Origin of the sequence: Archangium sp., assembly GCF_045802675.1 — a bacterium.
Lineage (GTDB): Bacteria > Myxococcota > Myxococcia > Myxococcales > Myxococcaceae > Archangium.
Genome location: NZ_JBJMQO010000035.1, coordinates 134,086 through 149,206 on the forward strand (window position 1 = coordinate 134,086; position 15,121 = coordinate 149,206).

The 15,121-nt window shown below is 66.9% G+C and carries 15 protein-coding genes; 9 read left to right on the forward strand and 6 right to left on the reverse strand.

Going from position 1 to position 15,121, the window contains the following annotated elements:
* The first annotated feature begins 15 nt into the window (after window positions 1-15).
* From ACJ8AN_RS10695 to ACJ8AN_RS10705, 3 genes are all read left to right on the forward strand, one after another.
* A complete protein-coding gene (locus ACJ8AN_RS10695) occupies window positions 16-867 on the forward strand; it encodes a hypothetical protein (RefSeq protein WP_407755180.1) in 852 nt (283 codons plus the stop codon).
* A complete protein-coding gene (locus ACJ8AN_RS10700) occupies window positions 864-1,772 on the forward strand; it encodes a DUF3396 domain-containing protein (RefSeq protein ID WP_407755181.1) in 909 nt (302 codons plus the stop codon). The genes ACJ8AN_RS10695 and ACJ8AN_RS10700 overlap by 4 nt, the downstream gene beginning before the upstream one ends.
* A 218-nt stretch (window positions 1,773-1,990) precedes the next feature.
* Window positions 1,991-4,630 carry an ATP-binding protein gene (locus ACJ8AN_RS10705; RefSeq protein WP_407755182.1) on the forward strand — a complete coding sequence of 880 codons (2,640 nt, stop codon included), beginning with the start codon at window positions 1,991-1,993 and terminating at the stop codon, window positions 4,628-4,630.
* 19 nt (window positions 4,631-4,649) lie between these two features.
* On the opposite strand, the gene ACJ8AN_RS10710 is transcribed toward ACJ8AN_RS10705, so the two are convergent.
* The gene (locus tag ACJ8AN_RS10710) at window positions 4,650-5,330 is read right to left on the reverse strand and encodes a hypothetical protein (protein ID WP_407755183.1); all 681 of its coding nucleotides are present in this window, start codon (window positions 5,328-5,330) and stop codon (window positions 4,650-4,652) included.
* A 237-nt stretch (window positions 5,331-5,567) separates the two neighbouring features.
* Between ACJ8AN_RS10710 and ACJ8AN_RS10715 the strand changes: the two genes are divergently transcribed.
* The 4 genes from ACJ8AN_RS10715 to ruvA all read left to right on the forward strand — a co-directional run bounded on the left by ACJ8AN_RS10715 (window position 5,568) and on the right by ruvA (window position 8,801).
* On the forward strand, window positions 5,568-6,704 hold the full coding sequence (locus ACJ8AN_RS10715; RefSeq protein WP_407755184.1) for a response regulator: 1,137 nt from the start codon (window positions 5,568-5,570) through the stop codon (window positions 6,702-6,704).
* A gap of 75 nt (window positions 6,705-6,779) precedes the next feature.
* Window positions 6,780-7,529: a YebC/PmpR family DNA-binding transcriptional regulator gene (locus ACJ8AN_RS10720; RefSeq protein ID WP_407755185.1), complete on the forward strand. Its 750-nt coding sequence runs from the start codon at window positions 6,780-6,782 to the stop codon at window positions 7,527-7,529.
* 88 nt (window positions 7,530-7,617) lie between these two features.
* Window positions 7,618-8,193, forward strand: a complete 576-nt coding sequence (ruvC, locus tag ACJ8AN_RS10725; protein WP_407755186.1) for a crossover junction endodeoxyribonuclease RuvC — start codon at window positions 7,618-7,620, stop codon at window positions 8,191-8,193.
* Window positions 8,190-8,801, forward strand: coding sequence for a Holliday junction branch migration protein RuvA (gene ruvA, locus ACJ8AN_RS10730; protein WP_407755187.1), 612 nt, complete (start codon window positions 8,190-8,192; stop codon window positions 8,799-8,801). The genes ruvC and ruvA overlap by 4 nt, the downstream gene beginning before the upstream one ends.
* Window positions 8,802-8,899: 98 nt before the next feature.
* On the opposite strand, the gene ACJ8AN_RS10735 is transcribed toward ruvA, so the two are convergent.
* Entirely contained in the window at window positions 8,900-9,055 is a 156-nt protein-coding gene (locus tag ACJ8AN_RS10735) for a hypothetical protein (protein ID WP_407755188.1), read from the reverse strand.
* Window positions 9,056-9,134: 79 nt separating this feature from the next.
* Between ACJ8AN_RS10735 and ACJ8AN_RS10740 the strand changes: the two genes are divergently transcribed.
* Window positions 9,135-10,085 (forward strand): RimK family alpha-L-glutamate ligase, encoded by a 951-nt coding sequence (locus ACJ8AN_RS10740; RefSeq protein ID WP_407755189.1) that lies wholly within the window; start codon window positions 9,135-9,137, stop codon window positions 10,083-10,085.
* Here the strand turns inward: ACJ8AN_RS10740 and ACJ8AN_RS10745 are convergent.
* Window positions 10,076-10,723: a TraR/DksA family transcriptional regulator gene (locus ACJ8AN_RS10745; protein WP_407755190.1), complete on the reverse strand. Its 648-nt coding sequence runs from the start codon at window positions 10,721-10,723 to the stop codon at window positions 10,076-10,078. The genes ACJ8AN_RS10740 and ACJ8AN_RS10745 overlap by 10 nt on opposite strands.
* Before the next feature lie 246 nt (window positions 10,724-10,969).
* On the opposite strand from ACJ8AN_RS10745, the gene ACJ8AN_RS10750 reads away from it, so the two are divergent.
* Complete coding sequence (locus ACJ8AN_RS10750; RefSeq protein WP_407755191.1) at window positions 10,970-11,605, forward strand: hypothetical protein; 636 nt, start codon at window positions 10,970-10,972, stop codon at window positions 11,603-11,605.
* Window positions 11,606-11,745: 140 nt separating this feature from the next.
* Here the strand turns inward: ACJ8AN_RS10750 and ACJ8AN_RS10755 are convergent, their stop codons facing one another.
* The 3 genes from ACJ8AN_RS10755 to ACJ8AN_RS10765 form a co-directional block, all read right to left on the reverse strand.
* Entirely contained in the window at window positions 11,746-12,297 is a 552-nt protein-coding gene (locus ACJ8AN_RS10755; RefSeq protein WP_407755192.1) for a hypothetical protein, read from the reverse strand.
* 236 nt (window positions 12,298-12,533) lie between these two features.
* Entirely contained in the window at window positions 12,534-13,793 is a 1,260-nt protein-coding gene (locus ACJ8AN_RS10760) for an IS701 family transposase (protein WP_407755193.1), read from the reverse strand.
* A 385-nt stretch (window positions 13,794-14,178) separates the two neighbouring features.
* Complete coding sequence (locus ACJ8AN_RS10765) at window positions 14,179-14,868, reverse strand: hypothetical protein (protein ID WP_407755194.1); 690 nt, start codon at window positions 14,866-14,868, stop codon at window positions 14,179-14,181.
* Window positions 14,869-15,121: the final 253 nt, after the last annotated feature.

Sequence of the window (15,121 nt, forward strand, 5' to 3'; positions counted from 1 at the left end):
GGGCAGGTGAGGTGCGTGGCCACCCGTCTCATGGGCTTGCGCCCCGGCCGCGCGCGGTCGCGGCCAGGGTTGGGCGTGTTCTCCATCGCGGTGCTCGTCGCCCAATCTGCATGCGTGACCGCCGCGCCGGGCGGGCCCCACAGTACCTCGCCTGGGCACTATGCTTACAGCACCGCCCCTGTGGGTATCGACTCCCCTTCGGCGACCTGCCGCAACAGCCTCTCCGCGTGTGCTGCCCTCTACGGGAAGGAGGCGGCTACCACTGCCGCCGTCCTGAAGGTGGTGCTCGACGAGACCGCCAGGAAGTCCATCGAGGAAGCGCTGTCCAAATGCGCCGACTCAGCCCGCACCGAGGTGCTCCTGCGGCATGAGGGGCAGTTCGAGCGCGTGTTTCCAAGTGCCGACGAGTGCAGGCAGATGACCCAGAACAAGGGCCGGAAGATGTCGTGGGCCCAGCGGCTCGGCGAACAGATGCACGAGGTGGCCGAGGCGTGCGCAGACAAGGCGCTGGGCGCGCTCCGGAAGGGACGCTACAGCCTGGAGCAGCGCTATCGCATCCTCGACCCGGAGACGGGGGAGAAGAAGCTGGTCAGCGCGGAGGCGGCGGAGGCCTTGGTGGAATCTGGCAATGCCGGGGAGTTGACCGGGACGCTGGTACCGGACGTCGTCATTCACGAGGGCGACCCGCTCACTGCCCAGGCTGTTTATGACTTCAAGTTCCCTTGCGTGAACACCGATAGGGCGCCGGATTGGAACTGGTATCCCGACGAACATCCTTTCGAGGGTAAGACCCAGAAAACCGTCTACCAGAAGTACATCGCGCCGATTGTCGCGCGCGTCGTCCCCTGGCTCGGAATCGTCCCATGAGCACCCCCTACCCGCGAATCCGCATTCACGCCAGGAATGGATATCTCCTGGTCAGAGACGGCCTGATCCTGACCTTCTATCTCCGCCGCTCTCATCACGAGATTTCGAAGTCCATCGGCCATGCGCTCGATGCCTACGTACGTGCGGTGGGAACAGCCGCACTCGGCCTGTACTCCGATCAGGAGGGCAACTGGCAATCGCTCGACGAGGCGGGCTGGGCGGCTGTCCGCGATGAATTACACAAGCCACGCAGCGCCCATGTTCACCTGACTGATGCATCGACGCAGGAGCAGCGCTACGATTTCCTCTACCAAGGCAGACGTCTGGATGCTCCGTTTCTCGTGAAGGACGCGGTGGCGACTTCAGCTGTCTCCTTCTGGCTGCCCACGGAGTTCCTCGAGCAGCACGGGCCCGGGCGGGTTCGGGACCTGGCGGTGGAAGTGGCTTCGCTCTTGCCCTTCTGCTCTGGCAACGCGGGTTTGTCCTTCAATTGCGACACGTCCCTGCTTGGCGTTCGGGACGCTGTTCACGAACTGCGCTTCCGCTACCCGGGCATGGACGTTCCCAATATGGATTGGGACTCGTTGCACATCGGTACTCGGGTACGGGGTCCCTCCTGGATGACCTTCCTCGGGCAGCCGGTGCTGGGCGAGTTGGGCGGAGCCTGTGGACTGCGTGCTCGGTTGCACCATCCAGAGAGTTCGGTCCACGAGTTGGAGGGCGATCGCGCCGTCGTCACTCTGGGCCCGTGGCCCGAAGCGGGCGACACCGAGCAGGGCTACAACCTGCCTGCGTATCGGGAATTGGCGCGCGTGCTGGAGCCCTGCCTCTACCAGGAGCCACAGTTCCATGTGTCCGCGCCCATCGAGGACACACGCCGCTGGGAGCGCCGGTTCCTCGATTGATCCACAGCGCGTAGGCGAGGGCCCTGCGGCTCTCCCGCTGCCCGCTCTCCCGGGCCCACGGTTGTTGCTCGCCTGCCCGGTGGGCATGGCGCAATCAGGCCGCTCCTCTTCGCCTCCCCGGCTCCTGAGCGTAGCTGGCTGCTCGGGCCACAGCGGAAGGGACGGACGCTGCGCGCATCCGTCTGGTCGCTGTCCGGCTGCGGTCTTATCCAGGAGGGATGGACGAGCATGCGAACTCCAGCGGAGAGCGCCAGGAGTCCTTCTGGCGAGCACGGCAGCCCTCCGACCGCACGTTCCGGCGCCTCTTCGAGGCCGTCCCGGGCCTCTATCTGGTCCTGGACCCAGACCTGACCGTCGTCGCGGCCAGTGACGCCTATCTCCACGCCACGATGACCCGGCGTGAGGACCTCCTGGGACGCCCGCTCTTCGAGGCCCTGACGGATGATCCGGACGATCCCCATGCCACGGGGCCTCAGAACCTTGGCGCTTCGCTGCGGCGGGTCCTGGCGAACAAGCTCCCGGACACCATGGCGGTGCAGAAGTACTCCGTCCGCCGACCCGCGCCGGAGGGGGGTGGCTTCGAGGAGAGGTATTGGTCCCCGGTGAATTCCCCGGTGCTGGATGAGTCAGGCAACGTCTCCTTCATCATCCACCGGGTCGAGGATGTGACCGACTACGTCCGGCTCAAGGAGCGGGGAATCGAGCAGCACAGGGTCACGGATGAGCTCCAGAGCCGCGCGGAGCGGATGGACGTGGAGATCTACCGTCGAGCCCAGGAGCTCCAGCGGACGAATGAGCAGCTCGAGCGCCGCACCCGGCAGCTGGAGATCCTCACGACCGCCGCGCAGGACATCAACTCGAGTCTTCAAATCCCAGACATCATGCGGCGCCTGGTCCGGCTGTCGTTGGAGCTGGTGGATGCGTCCGAGGGGACCTGGGGACGGATGCTCGATGGCCGCATGACCTTCACGGAGTACCTGCGGCGCGAGGGCCAGACCCTCGAACCGCACTTCATCGTCTTCGAGCGGGAGATGGGGGTTCCTGGCCATGTGATGGTCACGAAGCAGCCGTACATCTCGAACGACGCGGCGAACGATCCCCATGTCCTGCCGTATCTCCAGAAGGCGATGGGCTTCTACAACCTGATCGACCTGCCCATCTTCAGCCGCTCCGGGGAGTTGCTGGGCTGTTTCGAGCTCCACAACAAGCGGGGGCGCCAACCCTTCACCCAGGAGGACCTGGAGCTGCTCAAGGCGCTGCGCGCCTCGGCCGCGGTGGCGCTGGAGAACGCGCAGCTCTACCAGGCGGTCCAGGCCGAGCGCAGGACGCTGGATGCGATCGTGCAACAGATGCCCGCGGGCCTCACTCTCGCCGAGGCACCATCAGGCCGGCTCATCTATTACAACTCGGAAATGGAGCGCATGCTCGGGCATCAGGCGCTCCTGCTCGAGCACCATGAACAGTATGCGCTGGCGGGGGCCGTCCATGAGGACCTCTCCCCGTACAGGTCGGACGAGTACCCGATCGTGCGGGCCCTCCTCCGCGGAGAGATCGTCCAGGACGAGGAGATGCTGTACCGGAGGGGGGACGGAAGAGTCGTGCACCTGTCTGTCACGGCCGCGCCCATTCGCGATGCGGAGGGACGCATCACCCAGGCCGTGAGTCTCTTCATCGACATCTCCGCGCGAAAGGCGGCGGAGGCGGCGTTGCATGACGAGCGCATGTGGTTGGAGGCGCTGCTGGATCACCTCCCGGTGCCCTTGACATTGATTGATCCATCCTCGGGAGCGGTGACCTTCCGGAACGAAGAGGCCAAGCGCTTGGGGTTCGCCATCCCGAGAGACCTCATCCAGGTGGATCAAGACCAATACTTCGCGACCGATGCGCAAGGCAGGCGGATCCCCCTCCTGGAGATGCCGAGATTCAGGGCCGCTCGAGGCGAGACATTCTCGGGGGTCGAGCTGACCTGGCACTCGCCGGACGGCTCCAGGCCGCTCATCATGAATGGCGGGTTGATGCCCGCGCTCCACGGGCGGGCCTCCCTGGCGATGATGATCATCCAGGACATCTCGGAGCTGAAGCGGGTCGAGGAGGCGCTCGCCCGGAGTCTCTCCAGTGAGCAGGTGGCCCGGGAAGAGGCGGAGACGGCGCTGATGCAATTGCGGCTCGAGAGGGATTTGCGCGAGCAATTCGTGTCGGCCCTCAGCCATGATTTGAGGACGCCGCTGACGGCGGCGAAGATGAGTGCCCAGCTCATTCCCAGACAGACCCATCTGCCCGACAAGGTCTACTCGCTGGCGGCGCGGGTGAAACAGAACATCGACCGGGCGGACCAGATGATCACCGACCTGCTGGACGCGAGCCGGATCCGCGCGGGACAGGGATTGCCCATCGCGGTGGCGCCATGCGAGCTGCGCGAGGTGGTGGCCGGCACGTTGGAGGATCTCGCGACGGTCCACGGTGAGCGGTTTTCCCTACGAGGGGAGGGGCCGCTTCACGGCCACTGGGATGCGGATGCGCTGCGCCGGCTCACCGAGAACCTTTGCAACAATGCCATCAAGTATGGAGCTCCCACGGGCCGGGTGACGGTGACGCTGAGCCAGGACGGCTGCCAGGTGGAGCTGGCCGTCCACAACCGGGGAGTACCCATCCCCGAGGCGGAGCAGGCGGGGCTCTTCCAGCATTTCGGCCGCACGAAGAGCGCGGAGGACAGTGGGAAGAAGGGCTGGGGAATCGGGCTCACCCTGGTGAAGGGCGTCGCCGAGGCGCACGGAGGCAGCGTTCAGGTGGAGAGCACCCCGGAGCACGGGACGACCTTCCGGGTGCGTCTTCCCAGGCACGCGAAGCCCCCCTCGTGAGGCGGCCCGAGGCGGGGCGTCAGAACAGGCGCACGCCCAGGCCCAGGCGCACCCCGTAGCCCAGCCGCGTCTGCGTCACCCCGCGCAGCTCCTTGAACACGTCCACCCCGAGCTCGCCCACCGCCGACAGCGACAGGTCCTCGCCCAGGTAGACCTCCGCGCCGCCTCCCGCCATCGGCTTCACCCGCCACGTCCCGCCCGGGCTCAGCCCCACGTCGTACGGCACCTCCACCAGCCCCACCGCCGTCACCGTCTCCGCCACCTTCCAGCTCGCCACCAGCGCCGGGTTCACCCGCAGGAACCAGCCCTCCAGGTTCTGCTCGTCGAAGTACCGGCTCCCCGTGTTGCCCGTGATTCCCAGCCCCAGCTCCGGCGCCACCGCCCACGCTCCGCTCGTCCACAGCTGCCGCCGGGCCACGCCCTCGCCCGTCACCGACAGCCGCAGATAGTCGAAGCGCGCTCGCGCCCCCACCTCCCAGCCCCCCATGCCCTGGCGGTACGCCACCCCGAGCTCCGGCACCCCCACCCACCCGGACACCGCCGTCGCCCCGTCCGGCAGCGCCGCCGGCGCCACCACCGCCCCGAAGTTCTCCCGCTTCGCCTCCTGCCGCACCGCCTCGGTCAGCGGCGCCGGCTGCGTCTCCTGCGCCTTCGTCCCCTGCGCCACCGCCACCCACGGCATCAGCACTCCAACGAGCATCCATCGCGTCATAGGCCGCGCACTCTGGCTCCCCGCCCCCCGGCCCGTCGAGCGTTTCCTTGTCCTTCCGCCTGCCACTTGCCCAACAATTTCAGGTGCTTGGCTTCCAGTGCTACCCTCCTATCGGATATACCGGGGGGAACTCGCATTTCCTGGTAGTCTTTTTTCTCTGAATCTCGTAGTTTTTCACGTGTAGTGGATTCCCGGTACCCCGGAACCCCGCTCCAGGAGTTTCGCATGGCCCTCAACACGCCCCGCGCCACCGTCCTCGAGCCCGCCGCCTCGTCCGCCTCGGCCGACGTCAGCCCGCGGCAGCGTTCCAAGCGTTTCCGCCCCCGCGTCCTGCTCGTCGAGGCCGACAAGGACGCCCGTGCCGCGCTGGCCCTGGAGTTGGTGGGCGCCGGCTTCGAGGTGCTCGCCGCCCCGGCCCTCGAGGATCTCCTCGGGGAGCTGGGCGAGGGCCGCCCGTTGCCCCACCTCGTCATCGTCCCCGCGGAGGCCTCCGGGGAGGGCATGGACGGCTTCACCTTCTGCGAGCGGCTGCGCGCCGACGCCCGCACCGAGCACCTCCCGGTGTACCTGCTCTCGCGCCACGAGGCGCCCGGCCACCGCGCCCGTGCCGACGCCGTGCGCGCCGATGACTACCTCCTGTGGCCCGTGCCCGCGCAGGTGCTGGTGTCGCTCGCGCGCCTGAAGGCGGGCCGCAGCGCCTTCGCCCCCGCCTACGAGGCCCATACCGTCCGCATGCCCCTGGCCCAGGTGCTCCACGCGCTGCTGTGCGGCTCGCGCGCCGGCCGCATCGAGCTGCGCGACAACGAGGGCTGGCTCTCCTTCCGCCAGGGCCACGTGGTGGACGCCTCCTTCGAGGGCGAGCGGGGGCTCACCGCCATCCGCCGCCTGCTGCTGTTCGGCTCGGGGGCGTACGCCGTGTCGTTCGCGGAGGAGCTCGCCGGGGGCAAGCTGCTGCTCAACCTGAAAATCTACGCCTCGCTGTTGATGCCGGCCGCCGAGCGCTTCGCGGCCCTGTGTGCCCGGGGCATTCCGCTCTCCGCGCGCCTCACGGCGGATTTCAAGCGGCTGGCGGACGTGCTCCAGTCGCTGCCGGACGACGTGGGCCAGGTCATCCGCCTCTTCGATGGCCAGCGCACCGTGCACGTGGCCCTGCTGGAGTGCCGCCTGCCCGAGGTGACGACGTTGGAGGTGGTGACGTGCCTGTACGCCCAGGGCGTGCTGGTGCCCGCCAACCTCATCGCCGAGCGCGAGCCGCCTCCCCAGTCCATTCCGCCCTTCTTCGAGCCGGTGCTCGGCGCCGGGGAAGAGGAGGAGCCGTTCTCCGACGCCTTCGAGGACTCGGAGCCCTCGCGAGCGGCCTGAGCCAACATCGGGTGTTTGACTCCGCCGCCTCGTCCGAGGCACAAGGCGCGCATCCTCCAGGAGCGGGAGTCCTCCATGTCTGGTCACAACCGATGGTCGAAGCTCAAGCGCTACAAGGCCGTTCAGGGCGCGAGCAAGGGCAAGCTCTACTCCAAGCTGATCAAGGAGCTCACCGTGGCGGCGCGGCTGGGGGGCGGCAACCCGGAGGGCAATGCCCGGTTGCGCGTGGCCATCCTCGCGGCGCGCGAGGCCAACATGCCCAACGACAACATCCAGCGCGCCATCAAGAAGGGCACCGGCGAGCTGGAGGGCGAGAGCTACGAGGAGATCGTCTACGAGGGCTATGGCCCCGGCGGCGTGGCGGTGGTGGTGGAGTGCCTCACGGACAACCGCAACCGCACCGCCAGTGACATGCGCAACATGTTCTCCAAGGAGGGCGGGAACCTGGGCGCCGAGGGCTCGGTGAGCTGGATGTTCCACAAGAAGGGCGTCATCACCGTGAAGCCGGGCCCCAGCGAGGACCAGGTGATGGAGAAGGCGCTCGAGGCGGGGGCCGAGGACGTGCTCAACCACGGCACGGACGGCTTCGAGGTGCGCACCACGCCGGCGGACCTGCACGCGGTGGCGGCCAGCCTGGAGCAGGCGGGCCTGGCGCTGGGCGAGCAGAAGTGGACGTACATTCCGCAGAACAGCGTGCGCCTCGAGGGCGACACCGCGAAGAGGATGCTCAAGCTGATGGAGCTGCTCGAGGACAACGACGACGTGCAGAACGTGCACGCCAACTTCGAGATGGACGACGCGCTGATGGAGTCGCTCTCCGCGTAGTGGGGGAGACGGGCACATCGACACGGGGGCGGCCCGCGCGTTATAGGGCTGGCTGAACCCCTGTTCCGTTGTCCCTCGGAGAGGAACCTTGCGCGTCCTAGGCATCGACCCCGGCAGCCGCTTCATGGGGTATGGCGTGGTGGAGGAGCGGCGCGGCCGGCTGGTGCACGTGGGCCACGGCGTCATCAAGGTGGACCCCGAGGCCCCGCTGGAGCTGCGGCTCAAGGAGCTGCACGCCGGGCTGCTCACGGCGGTGAAGCTCTACAAGCCCCAGGCGGTGGCGGTGGAGGGCGTCTTCACCTTCCGCAACGCGCGCAGTGCGCTGATTCTGGGACATGCCCGCGGGGTGGCGCTGTTGGCCGCGGCCCAGGCGGGGCTCGGCGTGCACGAGTACCCGCCCGCCCGGGTGAAGCGCGCGGTGGGCGCTGGCGGGGCCGCCGACAAGGACGCGGTGGCGCGCATGGTGTGCACCTTCCTCGAGGTCGAGGTGCTCGAGCGCGCGGACGCCAGCGACGCGCTCGCGGTGGCCATCTGCCACCTCAATCATGGCCGGGCCGCCATTCCGGTGACGGGTGGCAAGACGTCCAAGACGCGCCGCAAGTCGGCGCAGGCCCAGCTCACCGACAGGTTGACGCCGTCCTACCGGCGGCCGGAGGCGCGATGATCGCGGCACTGCGCGGTACCCTTCAGGAGAAGAGCCTCGACGAGGCCATCATCGACGTGGGCGGCGTGGGCTACCGCGTCTTCTTCTCCTCGCTCACGCTGGGGAAGCTGCCTCCCGAGGGCGAGGGCGTGCAGGTGCGCGTGCGCACGGTGGTGCGCGAGGACGCCTTCGAGCTGTTCGGCTTCCTCTCGCGCGCCGAGGAGGAGCTGTTCCTGCTGCTCAACTCGGTGTCGCACGTGGGGCCGAGGCTCGCGCTGGCGGTGCTCTCCGGCATGGAGGTGCCGGAGCTGGTGGCCGCGCTGAGCCGGGGCGAGGTGGCGCGCCTCACCAAGATTCACGGGGTGGGGAAGAAGACGGCCGAGCGGCTCGTGCTGGAGCTCAAGGAGAAGGTGAACACGCTGCACCTGGAGCAGGTGGCCGCGCAGGCCAGGCCGGCCACGTCCGTGTCCGGGCACATGGCGGACCTCATCTCGGCGCTCGTCAACCTCGGCTACAAGCAGCCCCAGGCGGAGAAGGCCGCGGAGTCCGTCACCGAGCGGCTCGGCGGCGAGGCCACCTTCCAGGTCCTCTTCCGCGAGGCCCTCAAGGTGCTGCGCACCACCCCCTGACCTCCCGGCTCGTTTCCGCGCCGACTGGTACGACCATCGGACCAGTTGCGGGAAGAAGTGCCCGGGAGGGTCTCCGTCGCGGCGCCTGCTCCGGCGGCTCAGCGGGGGCTGCCTCCCTCCTCGCCCACGGCCATGCTCGTCAACCGGTCCTCCGGTTTGGGCTTGTCGGGCTTGCTCGCCTGCTTGTCGGCGGGCTTCTTCGGTCTGGGCAGCTCGAATTTGATGAAGGGCAGGCCCTTTCGCGTCTTCGTCACATCTGCCTCCGTGGATGTTCATCCTCAAGGTAGCCACGGACGGACCCCGTAGGCGGGTCCCATTCCCGAGGGGAGTGCGTTGAGGATTGGCATCTTGGGCGGTGCGTCGGATGTGCAGTGCCAGGCAGTGGCGCGCGAGGCGGCGGTGCTCGGCGCGGACTCGCTGTTCATCGAGCCCGATGCGCTGGAGCGGGGCCTGCCGCTGTCCCAGCTCGACGGGCGGAGCTTCTACCGGGGCGAGCCGGTGGACGACCTCCGGGGCTTCTACCTGCGCTCCATCCCCGCGCCCTATGCGCCCTGCGTGGAGCGCGATGGCGAATGGGTGCTCTACGAGGACTGGTTCACCACCTTCATGCACACGCGCGAGCGGGCCTCGTACTTCGTGGCGTGGTTGCTCCAGCTCGCGCACCAGGGCGTCACGCTGGTCAACGGCCCGCATGCCGCGAGCGTCATGCAGTACAAGCCCTTCCAGCTCCATGCGCTGCGGAGCCTCGGGGCGCGGGTGCCCCGTACGCTCATCTCCAACGACCCCACCGCCATCCGCGCCTTCCACGCGAGCGTGAAGGACGTCATCTACAAGCCCATCATGGGCGGGGCCATCACCCGGGTGCTGGATGACGAGGCGCTGGAGCGGCTCGAGGACGTGACGGCCTCGCCCGTCATCTTCCAGGAGCGCGTGCCGGGAGAGGACCTGCGCATCATGCTGGTGGGCGACGAGCTCGTCTCGTGCGTGGCCATCGAGACGCCCGAGCAGCACCTCGACTTCCGGGCGGACCCCGTCTACAGCGGGGGAGGGGCCGCGTACCGCGAGGTGTCCCTGCCCGAGCCCGTCCAGCGCTTCTGCCGCGAGGCGGCGCGCGCGTGCGGCCTCACCTTCGCGGGCATCGACATCAAGCACCAGGGAGACGCGTGGGTGTTCCTGGAGCTCAACAGCTCACCCATCTACCTGGATGTCGAGCTGAAGCTGGGGCACCCCATCAGCCGCGCCATCGCCCGGCGCGTGGTGGAGGGGGCGCGCGCTCAGAAGTAGGTGACGTTCACCTGGGGCTCGGGAGTCTCGGCCGGCGTGCCCTCGCGCTTGCGCTGGCAGGCGGCACAGCACTCGGCCCAGGGGACGACCTGGAGGCGCTCCAGGATGATGGGGGTGCCGCAGTCCTCGCACTGCCCGTACTTCGTGGGGTCCGTGGCCAGCTTCTGGAGGGCCCGCTGGACGCGCGGATGGAGCACGGGGTCTCTCTCCTCACCCGAATCGGCGGCGTCCCGGAGCTGCGTCTGCTGCTCCTCGTCGAGCGACGTCCACACCCAGTCCGGGGGCCGCTGGCCGGAGAGGACGTAGTTGAGCACGTGGAGCTGGTGGTGGGCCTCGCGGCGCTGGGCCTCGCGGCGCATGCTCAACAGGCCCGGGTGCTCCATCAGGCGCGCCAGGCGCTTCTGGACCTCGCGCCGCATCCCGGTGTCCTGGGTGATGAGCGCGATGTAGGCCTGGGGGGTGACGCCGTGCGGCTCGCACACCTGCTTGAGCACGCGTTCGAAGAGAGGTTCGATGCCGACCGTCGCGGCGGTGGGAATCCAGCCCGTGGACGAAGCCAGTGCATCGAGCGTGGAGAGGACCGTGCGGTGGATGTCCTGCCACGGCGGCGGGGGACCTTCTGGGGAACCGATCGTCATGCCTGGAAGCATTTAATCACAGCGGAGCCGGGGGGCCTACGGTGGCTTCCCGTTCAGTGCGCGGGCTCGGGGCCGGGCGTCCTGGCCTGGACGCTCCTCCTCCCGGGAAGGAGGCCGGGGAGGGGGGATGACGCGGCATGGAAGCGCCTCACGCGCGGCGTTGGAAGGCCGGGGGACGGCTTCGCTTGAATCCCGGTGGGCTCCCGGGCCAGATACGGGCAGGGAGTGCCAGGAGGGAGTGCTGCGATGTCCGGTGCTGCGCGGTGGTGGGAGAGCGCGAAGGAGTGGGTGGGGAAGTTGCCCTCGGGGTTGTCCGGCGAGGTGTCGGTGGACGTGTCCCGGCGGCGGGTGCGGCTGTCGCACGCCCGGGTGGAGGCCCTCACGCGCAGGGCGCTCCAGAACGTGCGCGCGCTCACGCTGGGGGACTGGGTCAACCTGCCTCAGGTGTATGACGTGCGGCTGGCCGTCGCCGGCTGGAAGCTGCGCGTGGAGGTGGCCCTCGAGCGGGTGGAGCTCGCCTCGGGCCGCTACCACCTGACGCTGCTCACCCCGGGCCGGGTGGACCTGGAGGAGTCGCGGGCGGCCTCCATGCTGGTGCAGGGCGTCATGCGCATGGGTGGTGGCAAGGCCGCGCTGCGCTCGATGCTGGATCCGGTGATGCCCAAGGGGATGAGCTGGGACGGGCAGCGCCTGCGGGTATCCGGGCCGCTGCCGAAGGAGGGTGTGGTGCCGGCGCGCCTCTTCGAGTCCTCCTCGCTGACCATCAACGCCGAGCACACCTCGGAAGGGCTGTGGTTGTCGGCCGAGGCGTGGCCGGGCCTGATGGACTTGGTGCAGGCCGCGCTCTACCTGGATCTGCCGCGCAAGCCGCCGGGCACCTGACGGGCGGGCGCTCCGAGGTGGCGCCCCCCCGCCGCGGTGGAGGGCAAGGAGGGCAAGGTCCCGCGCCCGGCGCCGGTGATGGAGCGGGTGGACCGCACGCCGCGAACGAGCCTCGCTGACGCCCGCACCGGGCGCTCCGCTCAGGTCCTGTCGATCGTGGCGCGCCCGCACGTGGGTCCGCATTCAGGACCGTTGGGCTGGAAGAGCTCGTACGAGACCGTGTCGTGCTCGTCGACGAACCTCGCCCCCTGCGCGTCCGTGACGGTCACGTCGTACACGTCCCCGTCGTGGAACTCCTCCGTGAACCACGGCTCATACGAGAACTGGAGCTGGTAGCCGCCGCTCGCGAGACGCTCGGCCAGGATCTGGATCAGCGGCGTGTGCTGCATGTCGCGCTGCGACAGGTCGGGGAAGCGGACGGAGCCGCTCGTATCCGGAGGGTGAGACTCCTGGAGGGTCGCCAGGCTGCTCGAGTAGCAGACGCCGTTGCGGCACACGGACACAGTGCTGGCCCGCAGCACCTCGAAGCTCACGGTGAGGGGAGCCTTCAGCGTGAAGCGGGAGAAGCAGCCCACCAGCGTGCACATGCGGCCCGAGTCGTCGGGCCCTGGCCCATCGAAGAAGTCGGCGTAGAGGCACGCCGAGAGGAGCAGGGACAGCATCACCGGGAACACGAGAACGCGTCGCTTCATGGCAGGTCCTCCCGCAGCGGGTGCCGCACCGTTGTGGCACCAACCACTTCGGGCTTCAGCGCCGGGGTTCAGGGGTTCGTGTTCTCCACGACCGCGGGCCTAGTACTACAGTTGGACTTTAAGGCGAGGGTCTCTGCGCCGGTAATGGCAGAGTTTGGCGATGGCTTGATGGCGGCGTCGCCAGCGGCTCCAGTGCAGGATAAAGTCCAGGGTCGGCCGCATCACCCATGCGATTTTCAGCAACAGGCGCCGGAGCTCCTGGATGGAGAAGCGGATGAGTCCAGGCCCTGGCGCCGACGAAACCGGAGCATCCGGCGAGGGCGACGCGTCAGGCCCAGCACTTTTGGGAGCAGTGCGGCCTCCTCGTTGTTAGCCAATACCCGCGAGGCAGCCAGAAACGCATGCGCCACCATGCACAATGTCATATGGCGATACCAGCCTGTGTAGCTGCGCACTTCGTACTCGTCCAGGCCCACCTCGCCCTTGGCCGATTCGAAGCATTCCTCCACGGGCCAGCGGCTACCGGCGGCCTTCACCATCGCATCCAACGAAGCGTTGGCTGGCGCATGCACCAGATAATGCGCTACCTCGTCGGCATCCGTCAGGCTCCGGCGAAACAACAGCCAGCGTGTCAGGGTTCCTGTGTGCGAATTGACTTGCACACGAGCCCACTCATACAGCCGGGGGCCCTTGGTACCCTTACCGGCTGACAGGACTGTCCAGTCCTTCGGCTTCAACTCCTGGAGGACTTCACCCGCCGTCACCTGAGCCATTCCCCGCCACACGTAGGTATTGGAAGCCACCGCCAACACGTAGCGCTGGTGGCGCTGCTCCAGGAAGTGTCGCAGCGTCCCATCCCGGCCGTACACCTCGTCGCCAGCCACCCAGGAGGGCGTCAATCCCGCTTCGAAGGCACGCTCGAGCATGGCACGGGCCAGCTCGGGCTTGGTGCGAAAGGCCACCGTGTCCTCAATCCCAGCTCGGCGACACCTGTCCCTGTCCTGCGTCCATTCCTGAGGCAGGTACAGCTCTCTATCCACCAGGGTATGTCCACGAGGCGTCACGTAGGCCAGGAACACGCCTATCTGGCAATTTTCAATCCGGCCCGCTGTTCCCGAATACTGGCGCGCCACCCCCGCTGACTTGTTCCCCTTCTTGAGAAAACCCGTCTCGTCCAGCACCAGCGCGCCTCCCTCGCCCAAACGCTGGCGTGCGTAGGCCAGCACGTCATCGCGCACCTCATTCGCTTCCCACCGAGCCCCAAGCAGTAGATGCTGGAAGGCGTAGGGGTCCTGCTTGCCCGCCTCTTCTGCCAACCCCCAGGAATTCTTGCGCTCGGCACGCGAGAGCAGCGCTCGCACGAAGGCCCCGGCGGAGCTCTGTGTCTCCGGACGGCAGAAGTGGGGCTTGAGCCAGGTCAACACCTCCTCCCACTCCGCGGAGAGCTTCTGGATGATGCTGACCTCCCTCTTGTCGAACGCGGCTGTGACGGACATGCTCTCCCCGCTGGGCGTGCTACTTCTCCCATTGGGTTCAACCACTCCACCTCCGCAGTCACTCCCTGCGTCCTCCCCCCTGGTTGTCCCCCAGTCAGGTAGCAGCGTTGGCTTACTCCGGGAAGTTGCGCGTCAAGGCGGCGCCGTTACTCCTACGAGTGACGAGGTCCGCCTGCCGGAAGGCGCGGTTCCGCCATGATGTCGAGGCCAGCACGACGCCTCTCAATCTGTTTTGGAAGTACAACTGTAGTACTAGACTGCGCGGGAGGGGGGCTCTGCGGTAGTGTGCACGAACTCGGCTCCGAGCAGCACGGCACTCGTCCAGGCCCCCATGGTTCGTGCGCTGAGGGACTTGTCGGTGTTCCTCTTTCGTAGACGAACCCGATTACTTCAGCTTGTGAGTCGTAGAGACCGAACGTAGTTGGCTCTCGCCGTCTTGTGTTTGAGCGTCGAATTGTCGCATCGAAAATGGACACTCCCTGAAGACTTCGTCCCCTTCGAAAACTTCTAGGCCAACATCTAGCAAGCAGACGAAGTTTCCGAAGCGGACATATCTGTAGTGCGCAACTCTGGAGAAATCAGCATTTTGTGAGATATGTATTTTTATTTCGCTAATTCCTCCTTGGCGCAGGTTGCTTGCTAGTGCTTGTGCGGACGCAAGAATATCGGCAGCGGAGCGGTTAACACTGGCCGTGAATATTTCCACGATACGCCCCGTCATGCCAGCATCCACTCCCGTGAGGAATTTTCTTAGTCCGCTAAACCCGTCACGTCTCTCGAGATGACGCTCCCCTGCATAACGATCGACAATCGTTACGTTTCCATCGGCATGTTTCGCCAGATGTAAGAAGCGCTCTCTCCAGAGTAAGGATACTTTCTGATTGGCTCGGATTGGCTCAGAGGAAAGTCGTTTTGAGAGATTGAAAGATTCGCTCTGATCCACGCAATCGAAACGGCACAATTCTACGGTTGGATTTCCCAATCGGATGGAGCACTCGTCCGTTGGAACCCCTACCTCCATTGCACGAACTTCATCCAAAGCCAGCAGATCGGTTTTTCCGAAATAATGGTGCAACTGTGATGGAGCGCTCAATTGGTTTAGTGGAAGCCAGTTAGGGCTTCCAGATCGAAATTTCCTTTTTTGGAGGACAAGCTCCCATCGCTTTCTGAGCTCTTGGGGGAGGCGCTCAATTGCAGATACCAGTTCTGGTAGGTCCTTGTCTTTGTCTGCAATGAGAACGCCAGATCGTAACCAAAAGTCAAGAAATCGCCTGTGAATGGCGCGATGGGTTACTATGTCCGCGTAACTTGTTCCCAATGCGTCAGGA